17 protein-coding genes are annotated in these 22,141 nt (G+C 40.2%); 10 read left to right on the top strand and 7 right to left on the bottom strand.

Features of this window, described 5'->3' with window-relative positions:
- Positions 1-72 precede the first annotated feature (72 nt).
- A complete protein-coding gene (locus QNI15_RS33155; RefSeq protein ID WP_313985120.1) occupies positions 73-450 on the bottom strand; it encodes a c-type cytochrome in 378 nt (125 codons plus the stop codon).
- Between the two features lie 347 nt (positions 451-797).
- On the opposite strand from QNI15_RS33155, the gene QNI15_RS33150 reads away from it, so the two are divergent.
- Complete coding sequence (locus QNI15_RS33150) at positions 798-3,128, top strand: M1 family metallopeptidase (RefSeq protein ID WP_314000689.1); 2,331 nt, start codon at positions 798-800, stop codon at positions 3,126-3,128.
- 70 nt (positions 3,129-3,198) lie between these two features.
- On the opposite strand, the gene QNI15_RS33145 is transcribed toward QNI15_RS33150, so the two are convergent.
- Positions 3,199-4,110: an NAD(P)/FAD-dependent oxidoreductase gene (locus QNI15_RS33145; protein WP_314000691.1), complete on the bottom strand. Its 912-nt coding sequence runs from the start codon at positions 4,108-4,110 to the stop codon at positions 3,199-3,201.
- A gap of 211 nt (positions 4,111-4,321) precedes the next feature.
- Here QNI15_RS33145 and QNI15_RS33140 point away from each other — a divergent pair, with 211 nt between their 5' ends.
- The 4 genes from QNI15_RS33140 (at position 4,322) to QNI15_RS33125 (ending at position 10,055) form a co-directional block, all read left to right on the top strand.
- Positions 4,322-5,218 (top strand): mechanosensitive ion channel family protein, encoded by an 897-nt coding sequence (locus QNI15_RS33140; protein ID WP_313985128.1) that lies wholly within the window; start codon positions 4,322-4,324, stop codon positions 5,216-5,218.
- Positions 5,219-6,003: 785 nt separating this feature from the next.
- On the top strand, positions 6,004-8,625 hold the full coding sequence (locus tag QNI15_RS33135) for an AAA family ATPase (protein ID WP_314036073.1): 2,622 nt from the start codon (positions 6,004-6,006) through the stop codon (positions 8,623-8,625).
- Between the two features lie 255 nt (positions 8,626-8,880).
- Positions 8,881-9,459, top strand: coding sequence for a Crp/Fnr family transcriptional regulator (locus QNI15_RS33130; protein ID WP_314000693.1), 579 nt, complete (start codon positions 8,881-8,883; stop codon positions 9,457-9,459).
- Positions 9,460-9,536: 77 nt separating this feature from the next.
- Positions 9,537-10,055 (top strand): DinB family protein, encoded by a 519-nt coding sequence (locus QNI15_RS33125; RefSeq protein ID WP_314000695.1) that lies wholly within the window; start codon positions 9,537-9,539, stop codon positions 10,053-10,055.
- A gap of 78 nt (positions 10,056-10,133) precedes the next feature.
- Here the strand turns inward: QNI15_RS33125 and QNI15_RS33120 are convergent, their stop codons facing one another.
- From QNI15_RS33120 to QNI15_RS33110, 3 genes are all read right to left on the bottom strand, one after another.
- On the bottom strand, positions 10,134-10,973 hold the full coding sequence (locus QNI15_RS33120; protein ID WP_314036071.1) for an alpha/beta fold hydrolase: 840 nt from the start codon (positions 10,971-10,973) through the stop codon (positions 10,134-10,136).
- Between the two features lie 86 nt (positions 10,974-11,059).
- Positions 11,060-11,899, bottom strand: coding sequence for an alpha/beta fold hydrolase (locus QNI15_RS33115; RefSeq protein ID WP_314000699.1), 840 nt, complete (start codon positions 11,897-11,899; stop codon positions 11,060-11,062).
- Between the two features lie 42 nt (positions 11,900-11,941).
- Positions 11,942-12,673 carry a hypothetical protein gene (locus QNI15_RS33110; RefSeq protein ID WP_314036068.1) on the bottom strand — a complete coding sequence of 244 codons (732 nt, stop codon included), beginning with the start codon at positions 12,671-12,673 and terminating at the stop codon, positions 11,942-11,944.
- A 220-nt stretch (positions 12,674-12,893) separates the two neighbouring features.
- Here QNI15_RS33110 and QNI15_RS33105 point away from each other — a divergent pair, with 220 nt between their 5' ends.
- A complete protein-coding gene (locus tag QNI15_RS33105; protein WP_314036066.1) occupies positions 12,894-13,802 on the top strand; it encodes a helix-turn-helix domain-containing protein in 909 nt (302 codons plus the stop codon).
- 207 nt (positions 13,803-14,009) lie between these two features.
- The gene (locus QNI15_RS33100; RefSeq protein ID WP_314036064.1) at positions 14,010-14,750 is read left to right on the top strand and encodes a hypothetical protein; all 741 of its coding nucleotides are present in this window, start codon (positions 14,010-14,012) and stop codon (positions 14,748-14,750) included.
- Positions 14,751-14,763: 13 nt separating this feature from the next.
- Here QNI15_RS33100 and QNI15_RS33095 read toward each other — a convergent pair whose 3' ends face one another.
- Together QNI15_RS33095 and QNI15_RS33090 are read right to left on the bottom strand one after the other, a co-directional pair.
- Positions 14,764-15,147 carry a hypothetical protein gene (locus QNI15_RS33095; protein WP_314036062.1) on the bottom strand — a complete coding sequence of 128 codons (384 nt, stop codon included), beginning with the start codon at positions 15,145-15,147 and terminating at the stop codon, positions 14,764-14,766.
- Between the two features lie 27 nt (positions 15,148-15,174).
- Complete coding sequence (locus tag QNI15_RS33090) at positions 15,175-15,747, bottom strand: hypothetical protein (protein ID WP_314036060.1); 573 nt, start codon at positions 15,745-15,747, stop codon at positions 15,175-15,177.
- A gap of 452 nt (positions 15,748-16,199) precedes the next feature.
- On the opposite strand from QNI15_RS33090, the gene QNI15_RS33085 reads away from it, so the two are divergent.
- The 3 genes from QNI15_RS33085 to QNI15_RS33075 form a co-directional block, all read left to right on the top strand.
- On the top strand, positions 16,200-17,882 hold the full coding sequence (locus QNI15_RS33085; protein WP_314036058.1) for a DUF3500 domain-containing protein: 1,683 nt from the start codon (positions 16,200-16,202) through the stop codon (positions 17,880-17,882).
- A gap of 18 nt (positions 17,883-17,900) precedes the next feature.
- Positions 17,901-19,199 (top strand): HupE/UreJ family protein, encoded by a 1,299-nt coding sequence (locus tag QNI15_RS33080; protein ID WP_314036056.1) that lies wholly within the window; start codon positions 17,901-17,903, stop codon positions 19,197-19,199.
- 916 nt (positions 19,200-20,115) lie between these two features.
- A partial coding sequence (locus QNI15_RS33075) for a SusC/RagA family TonB-linked outer membrane protein (RefSeq protein WP_314036054.1) occupies positions 20,116-22,141 on the top strand: 2,026 nt, incomplete at its 3' end.

Raw genomic sequence — 22,141 nt, 5'->3', positions numbered from 1 at the left:
ATAGTAGTATATACCAATAGAAAAAGCGCAACTTCCATTGCGCTTTTTCTATTCTTTACATAAACCTATTAGTTAGCTTTTCTTTTTAGGAGCTGCTGCAGGTTTGTTTAATGAGTTAATCCAGCCAGCAATTTTCAGGGCATCTGCTTTAGGAACTTGTGTCATCGGAGCCATTGGAGGATATCCTGGCCAGTTGCCTGGTTGTGGCTTGTAAATCAGTTCAACAATTTTATCGTTAGTATATTTCTTTTTCGATACATCTACATATGCAGGACCTACCAGTCTTGCATCCGCTTTATGACAAGCCAGACAAGTATATTTTTGAAGAAGGTCATTGATCTCTTTAGGAGGCTGCACGGCAGTTTGAGCAAAGCTGCTATTTACCCACGCAGTTACAACAAACAAAGCAATAGAAGCAAACAAAATTCTGTAATTACGAGTGTTCATCATTCTACTATGTGATAAGGTTTATAATTAATAAAAGAAAATTTCTATCAAAAGCCAAGGCAAAGCTAAATCAATTTTTGGTATTAAGCTGGAAAATCTTCCCAAATCTTTTATACATTTACCAGAGTAGATCATACTTAACCTAATAGAACAATATATAGGCTGGTTTGCATTTACCGTTCATGGAATTGCATTTTGAGTTCCAAAAAACGTGCCACAAATTTGCTGCAAATTTGTATTATTGTATTACCGAAGTGTGAATCACAAAGACCAGCCTTGCCAATAGTATTCCAGAAAGAAACTTAGCACTATCCATACTTCACAAACTAACCAACCTATTATTTCTCACTATGAAGAGATTTACTGTCTTTTGCCTCGCTCTGGGGTGTATTACCGGGTTATATGCCCAAACCAAAGAGATTGACCCGGCCTATTCCAAATTTGAACAACTGGGAACGGCTCTGCCTACCCCCAACAATTATCGTAGTGCATCTGGTGCTCCGGGACCACAGTACTGGCAACAACGAGCAGATTATGATATCAAAGCCGAACTGGATGATAATAACCGCCGTATTACTGGTGCTGAGACTATCACCTATTACAATAACTCTCCAGACGAATTAGGCTATCTATGGTTACAACTGGATCAAAATCTGTTTGACAAAGAATCCAATACGCTCAAAACCCAGACAGGTACTTTAAACAATAGTGTATCATTCAATGCCATGAGTTTTGTAACCCGTAGTCAGTTTGATGGAGGATTCAAAATTACAGCCGTGAAAGACAAAAGCGGAAACAAGCTGACTCACATCATCAACAAAACCATGATGCGTGTTAACCTGCCTCAGCCATTGCGTCCGGGACAAAAGTTTATATTCTCAGTAGAATGGAATTATAATATTAACGATATGCAGAAGATCAGAGGCCGTAGCGGATACGAATTCTTCCCGGCTGATGGTAACTGCACCTATACTATTGCCCAGTGGTTTCCACGTATGGCAGTGTACGATGATGTATGGGGCTGGCAACACAAACAATTTCTGGGACAGGGAGAGTTTGCACTGACATTTGGTAATTATAAAGTTGCTCTGACCGTACCTGATGACCATATTGTAGGTGCAACAGGGAATCTGATGAATGAAAAACAAGTACTTACCTCTACACAAATTCAACGACTGAAAGAAGCAGAGACAGCCAAAAATCCGGTAGTGATTGTAAATCAGCAAGAAGCTATTGAAGCAGAGAAGAAAAAGTCTACAGGAAAGAAAACCTGGATCTTTCAGGCTGAAAATGTACGTGACTTTGCATGGTGCAGTTCCCGTCGTTATATATGGGATGCTAAACTATGTGATGTGGAAGGAGCCAAAGTATGGGCGATGAGTTATTACCCTAAAGAAGGAAACCCATTATGGGGACAATATTCTACTCGTGCAGTAGAACATACTCTGAAAAGCTACTCAAAACGTACGGTTGCTTATCCGTATCCCAAAGCAATCTCTGTACACTGGATTGGCAATGGTGGCGGCATGGAATATCCTATGATCTGTTTCAATGGTGGTCGTCCGGAAGCTGATGGTACCTACTCTGCTCAGACAAAATATGGAATGATTGGCGTAATTATCCATGAAGTAGGTCACAACTTTTTCCCCATGATTGTCAACTCAGACGAACGTCAATGGAGCTGGATGGATGAAGGTCTGAATAGCTTCTGTCAGTACCTCGCTGAACAGGAATGGGAACGAGGTTATCCATCCTGGAACGGTGAGCCTTATCAGATTGTAAGCTACATGCGTAGCAGCAAAGAAACACTGGTTCCTATTATGACCAACTCCGAACAAGTCCTTCAATTTGGACCGAATGCTTATGACAAGCCGGCTACTGCACTGAACATCCTTCGTGAGACAGTTATTGGTCGCGAGCTGTTTGACATTGCATTTAAGGAATATGCTACTCGCTGGGCGTTTAAACATCCGCATCCAGCTGACTTCTTCCGTAGTATGGAAGATGCAACAGGTGTAGATCTGGATTGGTTCTGGAGAGGTTGGTTCTACGGTATTGACCCGGTAGAGGTATCACTGGAAGATGTGAACTATTATAAGATTAATTCACAAAATCCGGATGTAGAAAAACCATTAGCCAAAGCAGATGCAGATAGCAAGCCGAAAACCATCAGTCAGCAACGCAATGCGGAAGAAATCAAAAAAACACTGGTAGATGATAATCCTGAACTGAATGACTTCTATAACAGCTACAATCCATACCAGATTACCCCAGAAGACAAAGCACAATTTGATTCCTATTATAAGAACCTGACTCCGGAAGAGAAAAAACTGATAGAGTCCGGATTGCATTTCTATACATTGAAACTGAAAAACAATGGCGGTCTGATCAGTCCGGTTATTGTTAAAATGGAATTTGAAGATGGTACAGAAAAGATAGAAACGTATCCAGCTGAAATCTGGAGACTAAACTCGAAGGAAATCAGCAAAGTAATCTTCACGGATAAACCTGTAAAACAGTTTACCCTGGACCCATACCTGCAAACAGCAGATATTGATACTGAAAACAATTATTTCCCACGTAAACCGGAAGCAAGTCGTTTTCAATTGTTCAAGCAACAAGGTAACCGTCCTAAGAATCCGATGCAACAAGCACAGAAAGCTTCCGGACAACAGAAATAACACATATTTTTCAAACAGCAGAGCCAGACAAATATCTGGCTCTGCTGTTTTTATAGAAAAACCTGAATCCTTAAAAATCTTCTTCAATCAGTTCTTTATTGACAATTGCCCCAGCCTTCGTACCAGCCCCTACAGCATTGGCGACTGAACGAAAACCTGTGGTTGCATCACCTGCTGCATACACACCTGCGACTGACGTTTGTTGAAAATCATTTACCTGAATAAATCCCATATCTGATAACTCACACCCTAATGTCTGAGGCAAAGAACAATGCTGTTCAAATGGAGCACGGGCAAACAAAGCTGTTAGTGCATGGCTACTGCCATCTTTAAATAATAAGTTTTGTAATCTTCCCTGTTGGTGCTCCAGCTTTTGTATTTCTTTTTCTATAATGGAAATGCCATGTGCGGTTAACTTACTATGTTGCTCTGTGGTTAATTTCGATGGACCATTGGTAAAAAGTGTAAGAGTTTTAGTCCAGTTTAAAATTAGCTTCACAAATTCATACCCATCGTTTCCATTACTTAAAATCCCTAGTGGCTGATTAGCCACTTCATATCCATGACAATAAGGACAATGCAATACAGAAATTCCCCAACATTCAGCAAAGCCATCGATAGGCAACATATTATCACGTAGACCTGTAGCAAAGATCAGTTTTCGGGAGGTGTATGTCTCTCCGCTTTCTGTCTGTATCCGAAAGCCATTTTCTGTTTTCTCTGCTGCAATAGCATTAGCCCTTAGTAGTTGTACAGTATCATAGGCTAATACCTGTTCTCTGGCCTTTTGAGCAATGGAAGCAGGTGTTTGTCCATCCTGAGTCAGAAAATTATGGGAATGTGGTGTTTGTTGGTTACAAGGCTTTCCGCTATCCAGAATAAGAACATTCCGTAATGAGCGTCCTAATGCCATAGCAGCAGCTAATCCAGCATAACTTCCTCCTACAATCAGTACATCAAAAGGGTTGTTGTGTGTTGTCATTGTATCTGTGGTTAAAGTCAACAAGAGATAAATGCAACATCATTGCAAATAAAACAAGTTCCTGTATGTCGAATTAATTTCATATTTGAGAAGTTGTCTTTCCTCTGATGCAAAAAAATAATTAGGAGCGAATCACCCAATTGATTTTTTCGTATACTCGTATAGCCCAAAATAGCATCGCGCAAAACAACCCATTGGTATAAAAATATATATGAAAGATGAAATCATTAAGCTGCTGGAGTTTAGTATTCTGAAAGTCAAAGGGTTCAATCTCACTGTATTCGACCTGCTGGCTGTTATATCCATCATTTTTGTCAGTCGCTGGCTGGTTTGGATCTTAAATAAAATACTCAAACGGCGATTCTTCAACCGATTGGGTATTGATGAAGGGCGCCAGTTCACCTTTAAGTTACTGGTAAAGTATTTTATCTATCTGATTTCGATTCTGGTTGCTTTTCAGTTTTTGGGTATAGACTTGTCTCTTATCCTGGCAGGTTCAGCAGCCTTGCTGGTAGGTGTGGGACTTGGTTTGCAACAAACCTTCAATGATCTGATTTCCGGGTTAATTCTGTTGTTTGAAGGCAATGTTCATGTGGGTGATGTTATCGAAATCAACAATCTGATTGGCAGAGTTGTATCTATAGGCATCCGTACCTCAAAAGTAGAAACCCGGGATGCGATTACCATCATTGTACCCAATTCAAAGTTTATTGTAGACAATGTCATCAACTGGAGCAACAACCGTACATTAGTGCGGTTCTCCGTAAATGTCAGAGCCTCTTATGAAACTGACCCGGAAACTGTAAAGAAAGTATTATTGGAGGCAGTCAGAGTTCACAATGAATTTATTGCAGAGAAGCCTGCTCCTTTTGTACGTTTGCAACAGTTTGGGGAATATGCCATAGAGTATCATCTGATGTTCTGGACCTACAATGTATGGCGTATTGAAAACAACAAAAGCATGATACGGTTTACCATTTATCGGTTATTCAAAGAAAATGGAATCAGCATGCCCTTCCCTCAACGAGAGATTACCATCAAAGAAACTTCCATACATACCTCTCTGGACAATTATCAAAAGGATCTGGATGGAAATGCCCGCGATTAGTCTTACCTGATTTCCAATCCTGTTTGATAACAGGCTCTCAGTACGATTTATCATATAAAACTGTTGTATTCCAATAGAAAATATACTCAGTCTATCAGATTCTCAACACTATATAACACTAGATAAGCTATTCACCTTCAGTATACTTTCTCCAGACATAATTCTTTTTTTCGTTTTCAAAGTAACAAAAATTATCTTTCCAAAACTTTTCCGGACCTTAATACCTTTTTTCAGCACTTTGACTCCGCTACTACCCTGTCTAAAGTGGGGTACAATTTGTAAGATTCCACTAAAATCCGTATTCCATTCTGTTACTTTCTCTTAATACGCAACCACTCTTGCGAACAAAACAGTAGTGCACAATGCTATTTTCTGCCTTACATTCTGCTTTATTTTCATATCTAACCTGCACAATTTGAAAGAATTAAGGCATAGACCATGCTCATATAGTAAGTAATCTTACTTACAAGTCGTTCTACTAATCGGCAAAATCGGGATAACCCACAGCCATGTATATAAATGCCCCGAATTGAAAAGAATCTATAGTTAACATCTGCTTAACTTAGCACTGTAAATAAATTCATAGTACAGAACTGAAGACCGAAAACAGATTCTTTACCCGAAAACAACAGCAATACTTCATCAACCAACACCCAAATTAAAACTTCGGTCTCAGAGTGAAACGAGTGAATTTATGCAGAGCCGCCAACCACTTTTATCATTCTTATGATAATAGCAGGACTTAGAACGCAGAATTAAGGTTATACATTTAATGTTATTGTTGCTTGGAAAACAGATACAAACTTAAGGATCTCAAAACATACGCTTCGACAGAAAGTTTTGAGGGTGACACAAAGAAGTACCGTACGGTATTCGAAAATCAGGAGACTACCTATCTGTATGTGGAATTATCAGTTTACAACAAATTATTTGATGAAGCTGACTGGAAAGCAACACTCACTTTTCAATGTTTCTCTATAAGTGAAACAGATCACCGCACTCCTTTATGCAATTTGACAGTAGAAAGAAGTGTCAGCAAAGAAGAAAATATTGTTGTAGCACGACATAGCTGGGGACTGGCTGAACCGGGAGCATTCTGGAAAAAAGGAACATATGAATGGGAAGCCTATATTGATGGTGTTCAGGTAGCTACCAAAAGATTTCATATAGAAGAAGCAGGGCAGGTATGTGAGGAACTAAATCCTTACTTTATGGTTGATTCCATTCGTCTGTATGAAGGCAATTATGAAGGTGTAGCCAAGGATGACCGGGTGTATGTTACTCAATTTCAAAGTGCTGAGACACGCTATATTTTTGTAGAGTTTAGCTTCATTAACCTTCAGCTAGATCCATGGCAGTGTGAAATTTTCTTCAATTTCTACAACAATACAGGTCAGTTAAAAGGCAGTGTCCCGTATCTGAAGAAAATCGAAAGCAGTTCGCAAAACGAAGACTGTCTGGTTACAATTACTACAGGGTGGGGCTCTTCCGAAAAACGCACTTGGTACAACGATAAATATTCATTGGAAATCGTGTTCATGGATACTCCTATTGCGTTACTTCCGTTTGAAGTAGGTGATGAGTGGGTGAAGGGAATACCACAGGTATATCAGGGAAGCGGACACGTATTGACCATGAAACAACAGCCTCTCTTACAGGAATCCAAATCCGAAGAAGAACTGGCTGACATCATGAAGTCACTTTATGGACTGGTAGGTCTGGATGATATCAAAACCAAAATCAACGACTACACAGCCTATCTGAAATTCCTGAAACTTCGTCAGGAACAAGGATACCAGGAAAACTATAATCTGAGTTTGCATACCGTATTTACAGGTAATCCAGGTACAGGTAAAACGACTGTAGCGCAAATGATGGGCCGTATCTATCATTCTATGGGATTGCTGTCTAAAGGAACGGTACTGGAAGTGGGACGTGCTGAACTGGTAGGTAAATACATTGGACAAACTGCTCCTAAGGTAAAAGAAGTAATTGAGAAAGCCAGAGGAGGTATTCTCTTCATTGATGAAGCCTATTCACTGGTACGTAGTGAAAACGATGAACAGGACTTTGGACGTGAAGTAGTAGAGATTCTGATTAAGGAAATGTCTGACGGCCCTGGTGATCTGGCAATTGTAGTGGCAGGTTATCCGCAGCAAATGCAGATATTCCTGGATTCTAACCCTGGATTACGTTCCCGCTTTAATCTGTACTATCACTTCCCTGACTATTTGCCTCAGGAATTGTTACAGATCGCAGATCAGAAAGCAGCACAGAAAAATATTGGATTTGATGAGAAGGCGCGTGAGTTTTTGTATGAGAAAGTTACAGAGGCTTACCGTGGACGTGACAAATCGTTCGGCAATGCCCGTCTGATTAGTTCATGGGTGGAAGAGATGAAAATGAACATGGGTCTACGTATTGTTCGCTCTGGAGACTTCTCCACACTGACGCCTGAACAATGGCAAACAATTATGGTAGACGATGTAAAGGTAATGTTCAAAAATAAAAAAGGTGAACTACCAGATATTCAGGTTGACGAAGAATTGCTGGAACAGGCAATGATGGAACTGGATTCACTGATCGGACTGGACTCTGTGAAAACAGAACTTCAGGAACTGGTACAACTAGTAAAATTCTACCGTGAATCTGGCAAAGAAGTATTGAATAAATTCTCCCTGCATACCGTATTTACAGGTAACCCAGGTACAGGAAAAACGACTGTAGCCCGACTGATAGCTAAAATCTGGAAGGCGTTGGGCTTACTGGAACGCGGACACTTGGTAGAATGCGACCGCCAGTCATTGGTAGCAGGTTATATTGGACAAACAGCTATTAAGACCAATCAGTTGATTGAAAAGGCAATCGGTGGCGTCTTGTTTATTGACGAAGCCTATACACTGACTACAGGAGGAGAAAACGATTTTGGAAAAGAGGTAATTGAAACGCTACTGAAACAAATGGAAGATCGTCGTGGAGAGTTTGCAGTGATCGTAGCAGGCTATCCTCAGCAGATGGAACACTTCCTGGAAGCGAACCCTGGTCTGAAATCACGCTTTGACAAGTCGCTTCAGTTCAATGATTTGTCTGGGGAAGAACTCTACTGGGTAGCAACGTATATGTTGCACCACGAAGGACTGATACCTGATGCAACGGCAGCAGCTTACTTACGCAAGTATCTGATTGAGCTTCACGAACAACGGGATAAGTACTTTGGCAATGCCCGTGCCGTTCGCAAGATTATTCAGACAGCTGTAAAGAAGCAGCACCTGCGTATGGCTTCTCTGGAAAAGAATATTCGTACAGAAGAAGTATCTAAAACGTTAACAATTGAAGATCTGGCCCATATTACCCAAAGCCAGGAAACAACTACCAAATCGGTGATTGGTTTCCGGCCAGGTAAATAATAATCAGCTATAGTTACTCTGTTAGCTGAAATATAACAGGAGTAATTGTAGATATTGGATGAGAGTTTTATAACCAGAGTTTACGTTTGTAAGCTCTGGTTTTTCTTTTTGTGGATTGTTATAGTAAAAGTGGCTTTCCCAACTCTTTTCAACCAGTCATCATGTTTTCCAAAATTTATGGAAATCTGACTTTGTTTCCATATCTTTTTATACTTTACACATGAGAGCAGGTCAACGAAACCAATATATAAACAAGTGAATATCCTAAGAGAACATATACGTTCATTATTTAAACTAAATGAGGAAGAGGTTTCTGTCTTTCTTGCTGAGTTTATCAGAAAGGATCTGCAGAAAGAAGAGGTATTTATTGCTGAAGGGGAAATTTGTCACAAGATAGGTTTGATAGAGAAAGGCTTGATGGTATGCACTTATCACAAAAACGGAAATGAGATTATAGACGAGTTTGCATTTGAAAATGGTTTTGTCACCAATTATTATAGCTTTCTGACAGGTACTCCCTCTGAGAAAACCATCCGATGCATTGAGGATACTACAGTTTATGTGATTAGCCGGCAAAGTCTGGAGAAGGTAAGCAGACACTATGCATTCATTGAACGAATGGCAGGAATGATGAATGAAAGATTGTTTCTCAGAACACACGACAGGGTCAAATCCATGTTGCTGGATACCGCCACAGAACGTTATCAGAAACTGGTAGCGCACAGAAAAGATATGGTACAACGCATTCCTCAGTACATGCTTGCTTCCTATCTGCATGTAAAACCTGAAACACTAAGTCGGATCAGAAAAAAGTTAGCTAAAAAGATTAATTGACTTGGATCAATTAATCTTTTCATACAGGACACTTCCTTTGTCAGAAATCAATGGTGAATTTAAAATAACAATCCTGTATGCGTCAAATTGAGATACTAACAAAGCAAACTGCCAATACCTATGAATGGGTAAATAAACTTATTCATTCTATTCCCTATAAACAGTGGGAGAACACTCCTGCTATCATCGAATCCAATATTAGCTGGCAAGTGGGCCATTTACTGATTAGCTTCTACTACCATTCCATTATGGTTATCGTAGGAAATCAGAAAGATGTCCAACCATCCATACCCTTAAAAGAATATAGTAGTCTTTACACAGATGCTTCACCTGCCAGCTCATTGGCAAAAGTAAATCCAGAGGTTTTGCATAAACATGTATTGTTCATACAGCAGAAATCTTTACAGATTCTTGAATCCCTGTCAGATATGGATCTGCAAAAAAATCTTGAACCTACCCCCTACCCTCATCCTATTGCCAAAAATAAATTAGAAGCTATTGAATGGAATATCCATCACACTATGTATCACTGCGGACAGATAGGTATTATAAGACGGGTTATTGACAAAAGGTTTGACTTTGGATTAAGAGGATAGAAGCAATACGTTATTGAAAATCATCCAATGTCTAAAGTTTCAGCAGCGACCATTCTTTGCACGAAACATACTCAAAACTCATAGGTTGTTAAGGAAGAGATTCATATATCCAGCTACCAGTTGAGGCCATTGATGCTGTGGGCCATGACCGGAATCATTCAGAATGATGTGCTGCATTGATGGCGCATTACGTAGCAATGGAAACCAGTTCTCCACAGAGAAGCTTATATCATGGTCGCCAGAAATAACCAGTACAGGTATTTCCAACGTTTTATATTGCTCTCTCAGATTTAGTTTATCTTCTTTGCTCATGGCAGAACCACCAAAATAACGCTGAAATTTTTCAGATGTAGCAGGTATTTTGCTACGGTCAAGGCGTTGAGCAATTCTCTCATGTGAAGCTTTTGCTGCTGCACGGCTTTTTTCAGATAAGGGTTCAAAAAATAATACATATTCATCCTCCAGATCATTCACAGGTTTCAACGCATGTTCAAAAAATAGTTTGTCAAAAGGAACCTCATTGCTACCTACCGGATTAGTCCCGATTAACACTACTTTCTGAACACTTTCTTTATGGAGAAACAGAGCCGTCTGCGCTACAAGCCCACCATAGGACCAACCAACAACATGAAACCTAGCGATACCTAATGTATCCATCAACTGTACTCCTATCTCTGCGACAAGGTTGATATCAGTAGGCAACTCGCCACTGGACTCTCCTATTCCTGGATAATCAAAAATAACAATCGTATTGTGTTCAGCCAACGAATCAAGAAACAAAGGGTCCCAGGTATCCAGCACACCTCTGAATCTGTTATAAAGAAGTAAAGGAGTGCCCTTGCCAAAGGTTCGATAGGCAATTTTAATTCCATTGATTCCGGTAAATTGTGTTTCGGCTGTTAACGCTGTTTTTTTCATTGTTTTCTATTTTAACTGGTACTATCTGCACTGGTTTTCGCCCACATACTATACTCATAAGCAGGCTAAGTATTTGTTTACTCAGATTAATTATTCAGGAAGAAATTAGCACTGTTAACAAACTGGTCAGGATACTGATAAAAAGAACCATGTGCAGAATCCGGATAGTAAGTAAGTATTGCGTCTGGCAATTGCTTAAACAATGTATAGGAGTTGTCACTATCCATCATTTCATCGTTACTCCCCTGTATGATAAGAACAGGTTGGGTAATTTGTGAAAGATTGATTGTGACTGGATCTGTTCCCCAGGCTGTAATTGCTTTAAGTTGCGCCAACACAGCTTGTTGACTAGCTTCACGATCCCGATCTTCGGTACGGGCAAATAAGCGTTGTAAGGTGGCCATTCCCTTTTCCCTACTCAGTTCTGTTGGAGTGAAAAATATAAACAGAAATCTTTCTGCTGGTTGCAACTGCATGGCTCTTTGGATGAGCTGAGGAAAGGAATGCAGTACTTTCACTCCTTGTGGTGCAGAGCCTACTATGATAATTTTTCGCACCAGATCAGGACGCACAAAAGCCAGTTGCTGAGCAATGAATCCACCCAGGGAAAATCCGAGTATGTCAAAGTGCTGAATGTTCAGTTTCTCAATAAAGGCAATGGCATCCTGAGTCATCGCTGCCACATTGTCGGGTGTTACGCCTCCTGTATTACCTACACCTGTATTATCAAAAATGATTACTTCGCGTTCCTGAGCCAGTCCATTCATACTAATTGGATCCCAGTTGTCCAGCGTACCGGTAAAGTGCTGAAATCCAATAATCGGAACACCCGAAGCATTACCAAAACGACGATACGCATACTGTATGCCATTCACTTCAAGGTATTGAGTAAGAGCTTTTGAGAAAAAATCAATTGGGGCTGACATAGTTTTTAATTTTAAATAGAGAGAAAAGTTTTAGATAAAAGGTTATTGGAATTGAACATCGAGCACATCAATAGAAACCAAAACAGGTTCGGTTTGGTAGCTATTATCTGCATCATTCAGGATGTATATCCTTCTTTTTGTACCAGTTTTGATACCTGAAAATTCTTTATAACCTTCAATGATCTGTGTAGCCGATGAACCTCCCAGCACTCTTGGCCAGTAGTCATGACGTTTCAAATATCCTTCTTCAGAGAAATAATAAACCTGCCTTCTACTATGTGTGGCAATGCTATCCGGATAGATCACTTCAAGTCTTCTCCAGGTTTCATCATCTGCCTGCCAGGGCTCAATCTCGTTGAGTTGAATGCCAGGCTGTAAAAAATTAAGTGGAGCGGTAAGGTAATTCCAGGTTGCGTAGCTACTGAAATATACCAGTTGCAATCGGTTCCATGGAGTTTCAATCTGATGTCCTTTAAAAGAATCCAGAGGATTGATCAATTCATCTGCCACATTTCCGTCTGTATCAATCAATGCCACACGCTGAGGTGTAAATTCAGATTTGAATCCTTCTTCGAATATAGGTTGCCAACTTGCCTGCTGTTCATGCAGCTGTCCGGTAAAGTGTACATCCCTCAATACCCCTTCCTGTCCTTTTATACTCCATGTAATACCCCCTATCTGAACATGCGCTTTCAGAGTTTGGTATGTATTCCATTTGTCAGTGCCACCATGTAGTTTCAGTACTTTGGTAAGCAATTCGTTTGTATTCGCCATGTTAATCTGTCTTTAGTATGTGTAATAGTTGATTGGTTTGACAATACAAAAGTAGAGCAGAAAACCTGGCTGGAATTGCTCATTTGAGCGGAAGAATAGCACAGAAATACGAGAAGCCTGTCCACTCAGGGAGTTAGTCTCAGAGGTACATTCTTGTTTCAGAAAGCAGTAAATAGTGAGATATACCTTATATTGCTCCCAAACAGAATGGAATAAAACAATGGAAAAAATAAGCCACTACAAATCTATATCAGAGCTACATCATAAAAGTGGGTTTCCACCTCCTAAACATCCACTCATAAGTTTAATGACCTGCAAGGAACTCATGAGTTACTCTGTTGGGGATGGTCGGTTTACAGGTGATTTTTTTATGATAGCACTCAAGAAGATCAAAGAGGGATATCTTCTTTATGGAAAAACAAAATATGATCATGCCAACGGCTCAATGGTATTTGTAAAACCCAGACAAATCATTGAAGCGAGCAATGTGCAGTTTGCCGAAAAAGGGTTTCTTATATTCTTTCATGAAGACTATCTGAATGGCCACCTATTGTACGAACAGATAAAAAAGTATGGGTATTTTGAGTATGAGATTAATGAGGCTTTGCACTTGTCACCCAGTGAGGAAAGTACTATATGGGAGCTGTATTATAAAATACGTGCAGAATATGAAAGCGAACAGGACGAATTAACCCGCGAAATTATCCTTTCCCACATCAATTCTATATTAAAATACTCAGAGCGGTTCTATAAACGGCAGTTCATTAACCGAAGCAACAACATTTCAGGTACTACTGTAAGAAAATTTAATGAAGTACTGGCTCATTACTTTGAGAATGGCCTTCACGAACAACAAGGATTACCTACTGTGAATTATCTGGCAGGAGAGTTGTACCTTTCCACCCGTTATCTGAGTGATGTTCTTAAACAGGAAACAGGTAAGACAGCGTTAGACCATATTCATCTTTATCTTATTAAAGAAGCCAAAAACCAGTTACTGGGTACCAATAACCATGTTGCAGGTATAGCTTATGATCTTGGATTTGAAAGTCCTTCCTATTTTACAAGATTATTTAAAAAAGTAGTCGGCTGTACTCCTGTACAGTATAAGGAACAACATAAAATTTGATTTTGGAGCACTCTCCTTAATAAAAAGCCAAAGAGGTATAACTTATTTTTAAAACTTAGACTTCAACAGCATCCATTCTCAAAACGGTCTTATAGGCACACAAATATTCATTAAAAAACACAATAATCACCTTAAAATAGCCAAAAAACCGAAGGCAAAAATTTGTATATTTAAACACTTAAATGTTACATCAAAAGTAATTTAACTATGAAACGCCACATTACAACACAAGATGCAATCCGCAAATACAGAGCTGAATATTATCGTCTGAGAAAGCAGGAAGCCCGTTTGAATCATGAGCTGTTCCGGATGAAAAACCGCATCAAGCAACTAGCTGAAGATGAGAAACAATCTATTGCCAACCATGCACTTCTTACAGATTTACTTGCTCGAACTGAACAACAAATAGCAGAGCTAGAAGCCCAACCTGCCTCTAAACAAAGAGATAAACAACTCAAAAAAGCGGAAAAAGAGTTGAAGGATGTTCGTGTCAAATACAAACGTAGTGATCTTCACCTGGCAGTCCTTGACAGAAAGAAAGACAAGGACAATGCCGCTAAGTATATCCTCAAAGAAGCCAAACGGGATGATGTGACAGTTCGTATTCAGGCTGCTTATGAGTCATGGCAAAAATTTGAACAGATTCAGCAACAGGAAAATACAGATTTCGAGGCTTTTGCTATACAATACCAACACAAGAAAACGGTTGTAGCTGAACAGTTACAGGCTTCTGCGGTTATCAAATCTTCCAGTCAGCCATTACCGCGACTTGTTATAGCATTTCAAAATACCAGGACGAATAACACTGCATATTTCCATTCACGTTTTCAATCGTATACATCAGCTATTCATTCTGAGGAAGATTATTTATTGTTCAGGCAAGCCATGAGCGATTGTACACTTCAAAATAGGAAGACTGACTATACATTGTTGAGCGGTATTAGTTAAAAGTAGTTTACACTTATTGGCGCTTGTATTGTTTCATCTGGCTCCATTCGCCTGTAGAACCTGCATTAGGATCAACAGAAGGATCGTCTGTACCCAGTATTACACCCTGTTTGTCTATCCAGTAATATTTATAGGTAGTAGGCAACTCAACAGGAGTATTGTTGTTGTACGGATTGGTATAGGATTGTACTCCACCTATGTTTTCACGAAATTCAATGTTCTGCTTATCAATAGAGGCATGGCGTTCATCTGTCACCTGTTGCCAGTTCTTTTGCGACCACTCACGATACTGACGGGCAGCTTCTGCATAGGCAGTAGAGTTTTGTAAATTCTGCTGCATAATACCTCTCATCCCAAACGCAGCTCCATCCGTAGCAGAAATCTGTTCTGCAACCAAAGGTAACCAGGAAGAATATCCATCCCACTAACTCGCATCAGCTAATGCGGCAGTCATAGCCATTACACACAGATCATACGAAGGTGCAATATGGCATTTGACAATGCCCTTGCAGGGAGCACCTTGTATTGAATACGATACATCATACTGATAAGCAGATTGGAATCCTTTTACAGGAGTAGCCTGTTGTGGTTCGCTGATCTGAAGATTTTCAGGATTGATAGCCATCAGCTTTTCATAAATAAACTGAGCAGGCGGGTAATTATTTGGCAATCCGGTATTGCCAACCATCAGTGTAAGCGCTTTTTTATCAGGTGCCATAAGAGTAAGCGCAAACTGTCCATCCTCTCCCAGTTGCCAGCCCTCTGGTAAAGCATAGGAAAAGAACCGTCCCTGGCCTATACTCAGTTCACTGGCCTTATGCGCCTCAATAGGCTCATCTTCTGCATTACCGCTCGCCTCTATAGGACTTACAATGAACATATTGGGCGGAACCTGCTCTTCTGATAATTCTACAGTTGCATCATTAGCAGAGGTAGACGAACAACCAAACAACAAGACACAAATAATAGCCGACAGAAGACACTGAAAATAAGTCATTATTGTATTTGATAAAAGATGAGGAATGAAACAGGATTCATACTATTCAATCTGCTTGTTCATAAAGCAGTTGAGAGGGAAGGCTTTCTAGCTCAGAAGATTAATAATGTCTGATTGTATTAAATCAGGATGGCAACTTTTCTAAAGTACGCGGTTAGTTGTATCAAAATCAAGTAAACGTAAAAAATTATTGGGATCTTATCCTTTTCTGGTCATTCACCGAGACATGTACAGGATTCACCGAGACATCGGACTTTGACATAGTATATACCCCTCTATAACCTGTCCTACCTGCAAAATAGCTACTAGTATTCTCCTTGTAAACCATAGTATTTGATTGATACAAAACTACGCATTGCATATTGGCTTATTCGAAAAGCCTTACTCAGTGATCTAACCACTACCCTTTACGCTTACATAATTTTTATTGTTTTACGCTAATCGTTATTCCTATGATTGGAAAGAAAAATGTTTTGTCTTTTTTGTTTGGTTTATGCGTTCTTTTTATTGTCTCCTGTAAGACAGATACCGAAACATCCACTACGGCAAGTATAAGTGGAATAACCTGTAGTTCAGCTACTTTCTCAGGGACACCTGTACTCAGTACAACTTTTTCAGGTACAGCAACGGTTCCCTATAGTGGTGGTAATAGCCTGAATTATACTGCCGGAGAAGCCATTGCTTCCACAGGTGTCACTGGTTTAACAGCCACCTTACAGGCAGGAACATTGAGTGAAGGTTCAGGAAGTTTTACCTATACCATTACAGGCACCCCAACATCTTCTGGTACAGCCTCATTTGAAATCTCATTTGGAGAGCAATCCTGTACCCTAAACTTACCAGTAGCCTCTGCAGCCGCGTCTGTTTCTGCCTTAACCTGTAGCTCCGCTATTTTCTCGACAACTACAGCTATCAGTGGAAGTTCCTATACCGGTACAGCAACAGTTCCCTATACAGGTGGAAATAGTGTAGCCTATGCAGCTGGAGATGCTATTACCTCTACAGGTGTAACGGGTTTGACTGCCACATTACAAGCAGGAACATTAAGCAGTTCTGGTACTCTTGTATATACCATCACAGGTACTCCCGCTTCATCTGGCACGGCTTCCTTTGCAATTACCTTTGGTGGACAGTCCTGTTCACTATCGCTGTCGGTAGGTGAAGGTACTACCAGCAGTTGTGATTCTGAATCAGGAGTTGCGAAAATTGTATGTCTGGCAGAGGCATTTAAAGCAACACTCAGTTCTTCACAAATCTCAACTCTTCAGTTAGCCTATACCTTCACCAATGCCAAGAAGTGGTCTAACTTGCCTGCCGGGATGTCTGCCAGAAATGGTATCAAACTGGGAAGTCTGAACTCTACTCAACTGACCGCAGCTAAAGCACTCATCAAAGCGATGACAGGAACTGTGTCGAATGAAGGATATGATGAAGTGCAACAGGTATGGCTGGCAGATGATTACCTGTATGCCAATGGAGGAGGTAGTGACTATGGTTCAGGTAACTATTACATTGCATTCCTGGGAACTCCATCCATGACAGGTACATTCGAAATTCTGGAAACAGGTCACCACAAAACTGTAGCTAATACCTATGTAAATGGAGTTCTGGTAGGTGCTACGCCCCACTTTGAGGCCGTTGAACCGATCTCCTGGACTTCCAGTGGCACCACGTATGCTCCTATTAGTCAGGAACGGGATACCTTTGTCAGCTTCCTGAACAGTCTAAGCAGTACACAACTCAGTTCTGCCAAGTCCAGCTCAACCTTCAGCGATCTGGTGCTTGTTCCAGGTAAAGAATGGCAGTTCCCATCAACCCGCTCTGGTATGCAGTGCAGTGGTTTAAGTTCCAGTCAGAAAAGTGCCTTGCTGGAAGTTATCAAAACCTACACCAATGACATTGATGAAACAGATGCAGCAGCCTTCCTAAACTTGTACACCAATGAACTGGATGATACGTATGTCCTGTATAGTGGCACCACTGCCATGACCACCAAGTTTGACTACTTTCGTATTGATGGGCCTCATGTATGGATTGAGTTTGTAGTAGCTGGTGGTGTTATCTTCCAGAACCAGACACATATTCACTCCATCTGGCGGGACCGGTCTACAGATTATGCGGGAACGAAAAATTAATTCAACGATAGACTTGTTATGAAAATCAAAAACATGCAATGGTTGCTTCTGCTACTTGGTATCCTCGGATATGGATGGGCAGAAGCCCATTCTCTACCGGATTGCAAAGCACAACTGCTTGTGCAGTCCGAACAGGTAGTGATCAAATTCCGGTCACCTTATGAAATACTGGAACTAGCCTCTAAAGCCAAAATAGACCTCAGCTCACAGGAATCGCTAGAAGCACTGAAACGGTACTTAGTACAACATACCCACATCAGTGACTCACTTCACAGCCAATGGACTATTACAGCAAGTACTATCACGACCGGACAAACGACAGATCCCAATATTGGCACCTATCCGGAAATCATAGCGGAGTTGTATCTCAAACCTGATAATAGCAATAGCCTACATAGTTTTGTGCTGCATAGCGACTGGGTAATTCATCAGATTCCTACTCAGTCCATTCTGGTTTCTGTTGAGCAGGACTGGGCTAACGGTATTATTGAAAACAGCGGGCAGCAACTCGGCATGATAGCCTGGGATATTCCTTCTGGCAAGATACTACCTCTTCAAATACAACTGGAACAAGGAAGCTGGATAAAAGGATTTATATCTATGTTGAAACTGGGTATGACCCATATTCAGGAAGGCACAGACCATATTCTATTTGTTGTAGTACTACTATTGCCCTGTATGTTGATTCCTATCGGCAAACGCTGGAGCAGCTACCGTGGGCTGAAATCAAGTTTGTTAGAAATTTTAAGCCTTGTAACAGCATTTACTGTTGGGCATTCACTCACTCTACTGCTTGGTGCTCTGGAATGGGTTCGGTTGCCGTCTCAACCTGTTGAAGTATTGATTGCAGTATCCATTCTGGTATCTGCTGTACATGCTATCTTCCCTGTATTTTCAGGGAAAGAAAAATACATTGCTATAGGCTTTGGGTTGATTCATGGATTGGCATTCTCATCTGTGCTAGCAGATCTAGCAGTATCGGCTCCTATCCTTCTGGTGAGCATTCTGGGCTTTAATCTGGGGATTGAGCTCATGCAATTTTTATTGATTGCCGGAATCATTCCCTGGTTATTACTATTGAGCCAAACCCGAATCTATATCTGGGTTCGATTAACAGGGGCAATATTGGCTTCGATAGCAGCAATAGGCTGGATTGTGGAACGAGTGTCTGGACAGGGAAACTCGATTACCTCTGTAGTAGATCACCTCCCTGACGTTGCACTACCCATCATCCCTGGATTGGCATTCGTTTCTGTTATCTCTTTCTTGATACAACGTTTGTCATTTAGAAGAAAACATATTTCTGCCTGGGACTAAAAACCAATTACCCTTCTTTCTCTATGAGTGATTCTGAAAATTGAAAGTAAATCTTATACCCAGCATCTACACTTTTGAAAAGAATATAGATGCTGTTCTTTTGTCTGGAGTAAAGGTGTAAAAACAAGCAATTGCTAATTCTTCTTTTCCATTCGTATGGAAGAGTATACCATGCCTATTTAGAATAAAAAACCGGTAGGAAAGAAATATGCATCCAGATCATAAACCCCAAAAAAGCTGCTGAGACAATGAAGTAATAGAAAACCGCTTTACTATATCAAAATCAGAGTCAGCCAATACTTTGTATTTGAATAGGTAGTTTTATTTCACACATAAGATCTACATCTATACTTTACTACTTTTTTACAACGATATACTTTTGACAATGCTGCTGCAAAGTTAATATTACCATAAAATAGTAAATAAATCCAAAAAAGTACATACACTTTCGCTCTGTAGATTTATTAGTATATTTTTTATCTAGCCTTTTTAAGAAGCGAAGACATTTAACCGTTTAGTCTTGCACATAGTAGCCTGTCATTCTGAATACTATGGATAGATTGGATATATGCACCTATTCTAACCCACTACACCTACTACCTTTGAAAACTCCTCTAACGTCCTTAGTATCAAAGGGTGTTATATTTACTTGGTAAGTAAGTACTTAACTTAGTCATTAAAATACTTTTTTCCTACAAAGTAATGAAGTAAGCTGATTTAAAATATCGATTCGTAGATATTTTATCAGCTTTGTATCCAAGCATCATTCTGCCTTTTTTATACGCACAACCTACTTCTGAATAATGAGAATGTTTACTGACATTTTGTTTAAACATTCCATAGGAAGGTAAATACCTTCTAAAACTAACTTATTAAACTATTACTAGTCGTTTTATTAAACACCCTCTGCAAGTTTATGAACAAATGTTTACCCAAAAATCTAATTCGTTGGATGGGGATGCTATTTTGCCCTATGCTTGTAACCTTATCTGTATTTGCGCAACAAACAATTACAGGTAAAGTTACGAACCTAACTGATGATACCGCTTTACCGGGTGTAACGGTTGCTGTAAAAGGCACTACCAATGGTACTACTACAGATGCCAATGGACATTATAGTATTAAAGTAAATGATCCAAATGCAACACTGGTTTTCTCTTTCGTTGGTTTTACAAGTGAAGAAACACCTATCAATAATAGAACTATTATTAATATGGCCCTTGCTCCAGATATTCAGTCTTTGGGTGAAGTAGTAGTGACAGCATTGGGTATTGAAAAAGACAAAAAAGCACTGGTTTATTCTGTATCAGAAGCTAAAGGAAGTGAGTTTACTCAAGCCAGAGAAAATAACGTTGCCAATGCCCTGACTGGTAAAATTGCAGGGGTGAACGCAACAGGCTTGTCAACAGGACCCGGTGGTTCTAGCCGTGTGGTGATTAGAGGAAACGGATCGCTGACTGGAAACAGCCAGCCCCTGTATGTTATTAATGGCATGCCAATGGACAACAGTGTTCCGGGTGGAAGTTCTACACCTAACGGATTAGGTACACGAAATGGGGTTGATCGTGGAGATGGTATTGCAGCTATTAACCCAGATGATATAGAGTCAATTTCTGTATTAAAAGGTGGGGCAGCAGCAGCATTGTACGGCTCACGGGGTGCCAATGGGGTAATTCTGATCACTACTAAAAAAGGTCGAGCTCAGAAAGGTATCGGAGTTGAATACAATGGTACTTATACGATGGAAAATGTATCGGTATTTCCTGATTTTCAGTATGAGTATGGTCAGGGAGATGGAGGGGTGATGCCTACTACACTGGCACAAGCGCAGGCAACTGGTCGTCGATCATTTGGAGCCAAAATAGATGGTTCTACCAGCTATGTAGCCGCTGATGGAAAAACGCATCCCTATGTAGCACAAAAAGATAATCTGAAGAATTTTTATCAGACAGGTACTACTTTTACCAATACAATTGCTTTAGCTGGTGGTAATGAGTCTGTTGTTTATAGACTTTCGTTAGCTGATCTGGATTCAAAAAGCGTATTGCCAACCAATACGTATAACCGCAAAACGGCTAACGCAAGTTTATCTGGAAAGCTTAGCAGCAAATTGCGATTTGAAGCAGTGGCACAATATAATCTGGAAAAAGGTACTAATCGGCCTATTGCAGGTGATGCTTTAGGGAATCCAAACTGGATGCCTTATGAGGTGGCGAATACAGTGGATGTTCGTTGGTTAAAACCTGGCCATGATGAAAATGGAAATGAAATTTTATGGAATGATGCTGGTATTGTAACCAATGGATATTTCTTTATCAATAAATTCAAAGAGACGGATACGAAAAACAGATTTATTGGTCAGGCTTCAATTTCCTATGACCTTCTCAAGAATCTGACTGTAAAAGGAAACATTACACGGGATTTTTATAACTATAGTTTTACCAGCATCATTCCTACTGGAACACAGTATGTGCCCAATGGCCAGTATGATGGAATTAAATCTACCGTGTCTGAAACCAATAGCATGGTAACGGCAAATTATCATACGACAGTTAAGGAGAAGTTCGGCATTTCTGCTTTGGTAGGTGGTAATATTCTGGTGAGAAAATCGGATGATTATAACTACACAGGGGAACGGTTTATCATACCTTATTTCTATAGCTATGCCAACTTGGGAACTTCTTCTGCAGTTCCTTATGCTGGAAATATGAGAACCAATTCTGTATTTGGATCTTTAGATCTGGATTATAAGAGCATCCTGTTCTTGACAGCAACTGGCCGTCAGGATTGGTTTTCTACACTTAGTCCTGCAAACAACAGTGTCTTTTATCCTAGTATAGGAACTAGCTTTGTATTGTCAGATGTAGTTAAAATGCCGTCTGTTGTTGATCTGTTGAAATTGCGTGCATCCTGGGCTCAGGTCGGTGGGGGTGGTCCTGATC

It is taken from the genome of Xanthocytophaga flava (assembly GCF_030068545.1).
GTDB classification, from domain to species: domain Bacteria; phylum Bacteroidota; class Bacteroidia; order Cytophagales; family 172606-1; genus Xanthocytophaga; species Xanthocytophaga flava.
Note: the sequence above shows the minus strand (reverse complement) of the source record. Positions and strands in the feature narration are given on the sequence as shown.

Bases quoted from the DNA above. Each gene is read 5' to 3' on its own strand.
- QNI15_RS33155 (WP_313985120.1), bottom strand. From the start codon at position 450: ATGATGAACACTCGTAATTACAGAATTTTGTTTGCTTCTATTGCTTTG.
- QNI15_RS33150 (WP_314000689.1), top strand. From the start codon at position 798: ATGAAGAGATTTACTGTCTTTTGCCTCGCTCTGGGGTGTATTACCGGG.
- QNI15_RS33145 (WP_314000691.1), bottom strand. From the start codon at position 4,110: ATGACAACACACAACAACCCTTTTGATGTACTGATTGTAGGAGGAAGT.
- QNI15_RS33140 (WP_313985128.1), top strand. From the start codon at position 4,322: ATGAAAGATGAAATCATTAAGCTGCTGGAGTTTAGTATTCTGAAAGTC.
- QNI15_RS33125 (WP_314000695.1), top strand. From the start codon at position 9,537: ATGCGTCAAATTGAGATACTAACAAAGCAAACTGCCAATACCTATGAA.
- QNI15_RS33120 (WP_314036071.1), bottom strand. From the start codon at position 10,973: ATGAAAAAAACAGCGTTAACAGCCGAAACACAATTTACCGGAATCAAT.
- QNI15_RS33115 (WP_314000699.1), bottom strand. From the start codon at position 11,899: ATGTCAGCCCCAATTGATTTTTTCTCAAAAGCTCTTACTCAATACCTT.
- QNI15_RS33110 (WP_314036068.1), bottom strand. From the start codon at position 12,673: ATGGCGAATACAAACGAATTGCTTACCAAAGTACTGAAACTACATGGT.
- QNI15_RS33105 (WP_314036066.1), top strand. From the start codon at position 12,894: ATGGAAAAAATAAGCCACTACAAATCTATATCAGAGCTACATCATAAA.
- QNI15_RS33100 (WP_314036064.1), top strand. From the start codon at position 14,010: ATGAAACGCCACATTACAACACAAGATGCAATCCGCAAATACAGAGCT.
- QNI15_RS33090 (WP_314036060.1), bottom strand. From the start codon at position 15,747: ATGACTTATTTTCAGTGTCTTCTGTCGGCTATTATTTGTGTCTTGTTG.
- QNI15_RS33085 (WP_314036058.1), top strand. From the start codon at position 16,200: ATGATTGGAAAGAAAAATGTTTTGTCTTTTTTGTTTGGTTTATGCGTT.
- QNI15_RS33080 (WP_314036056.1), top strand. From the start codon at position 17,901: ATGAAAATCAAAAACATGCAATGGTTGCTTCTGCTACTTGGTATCCTC.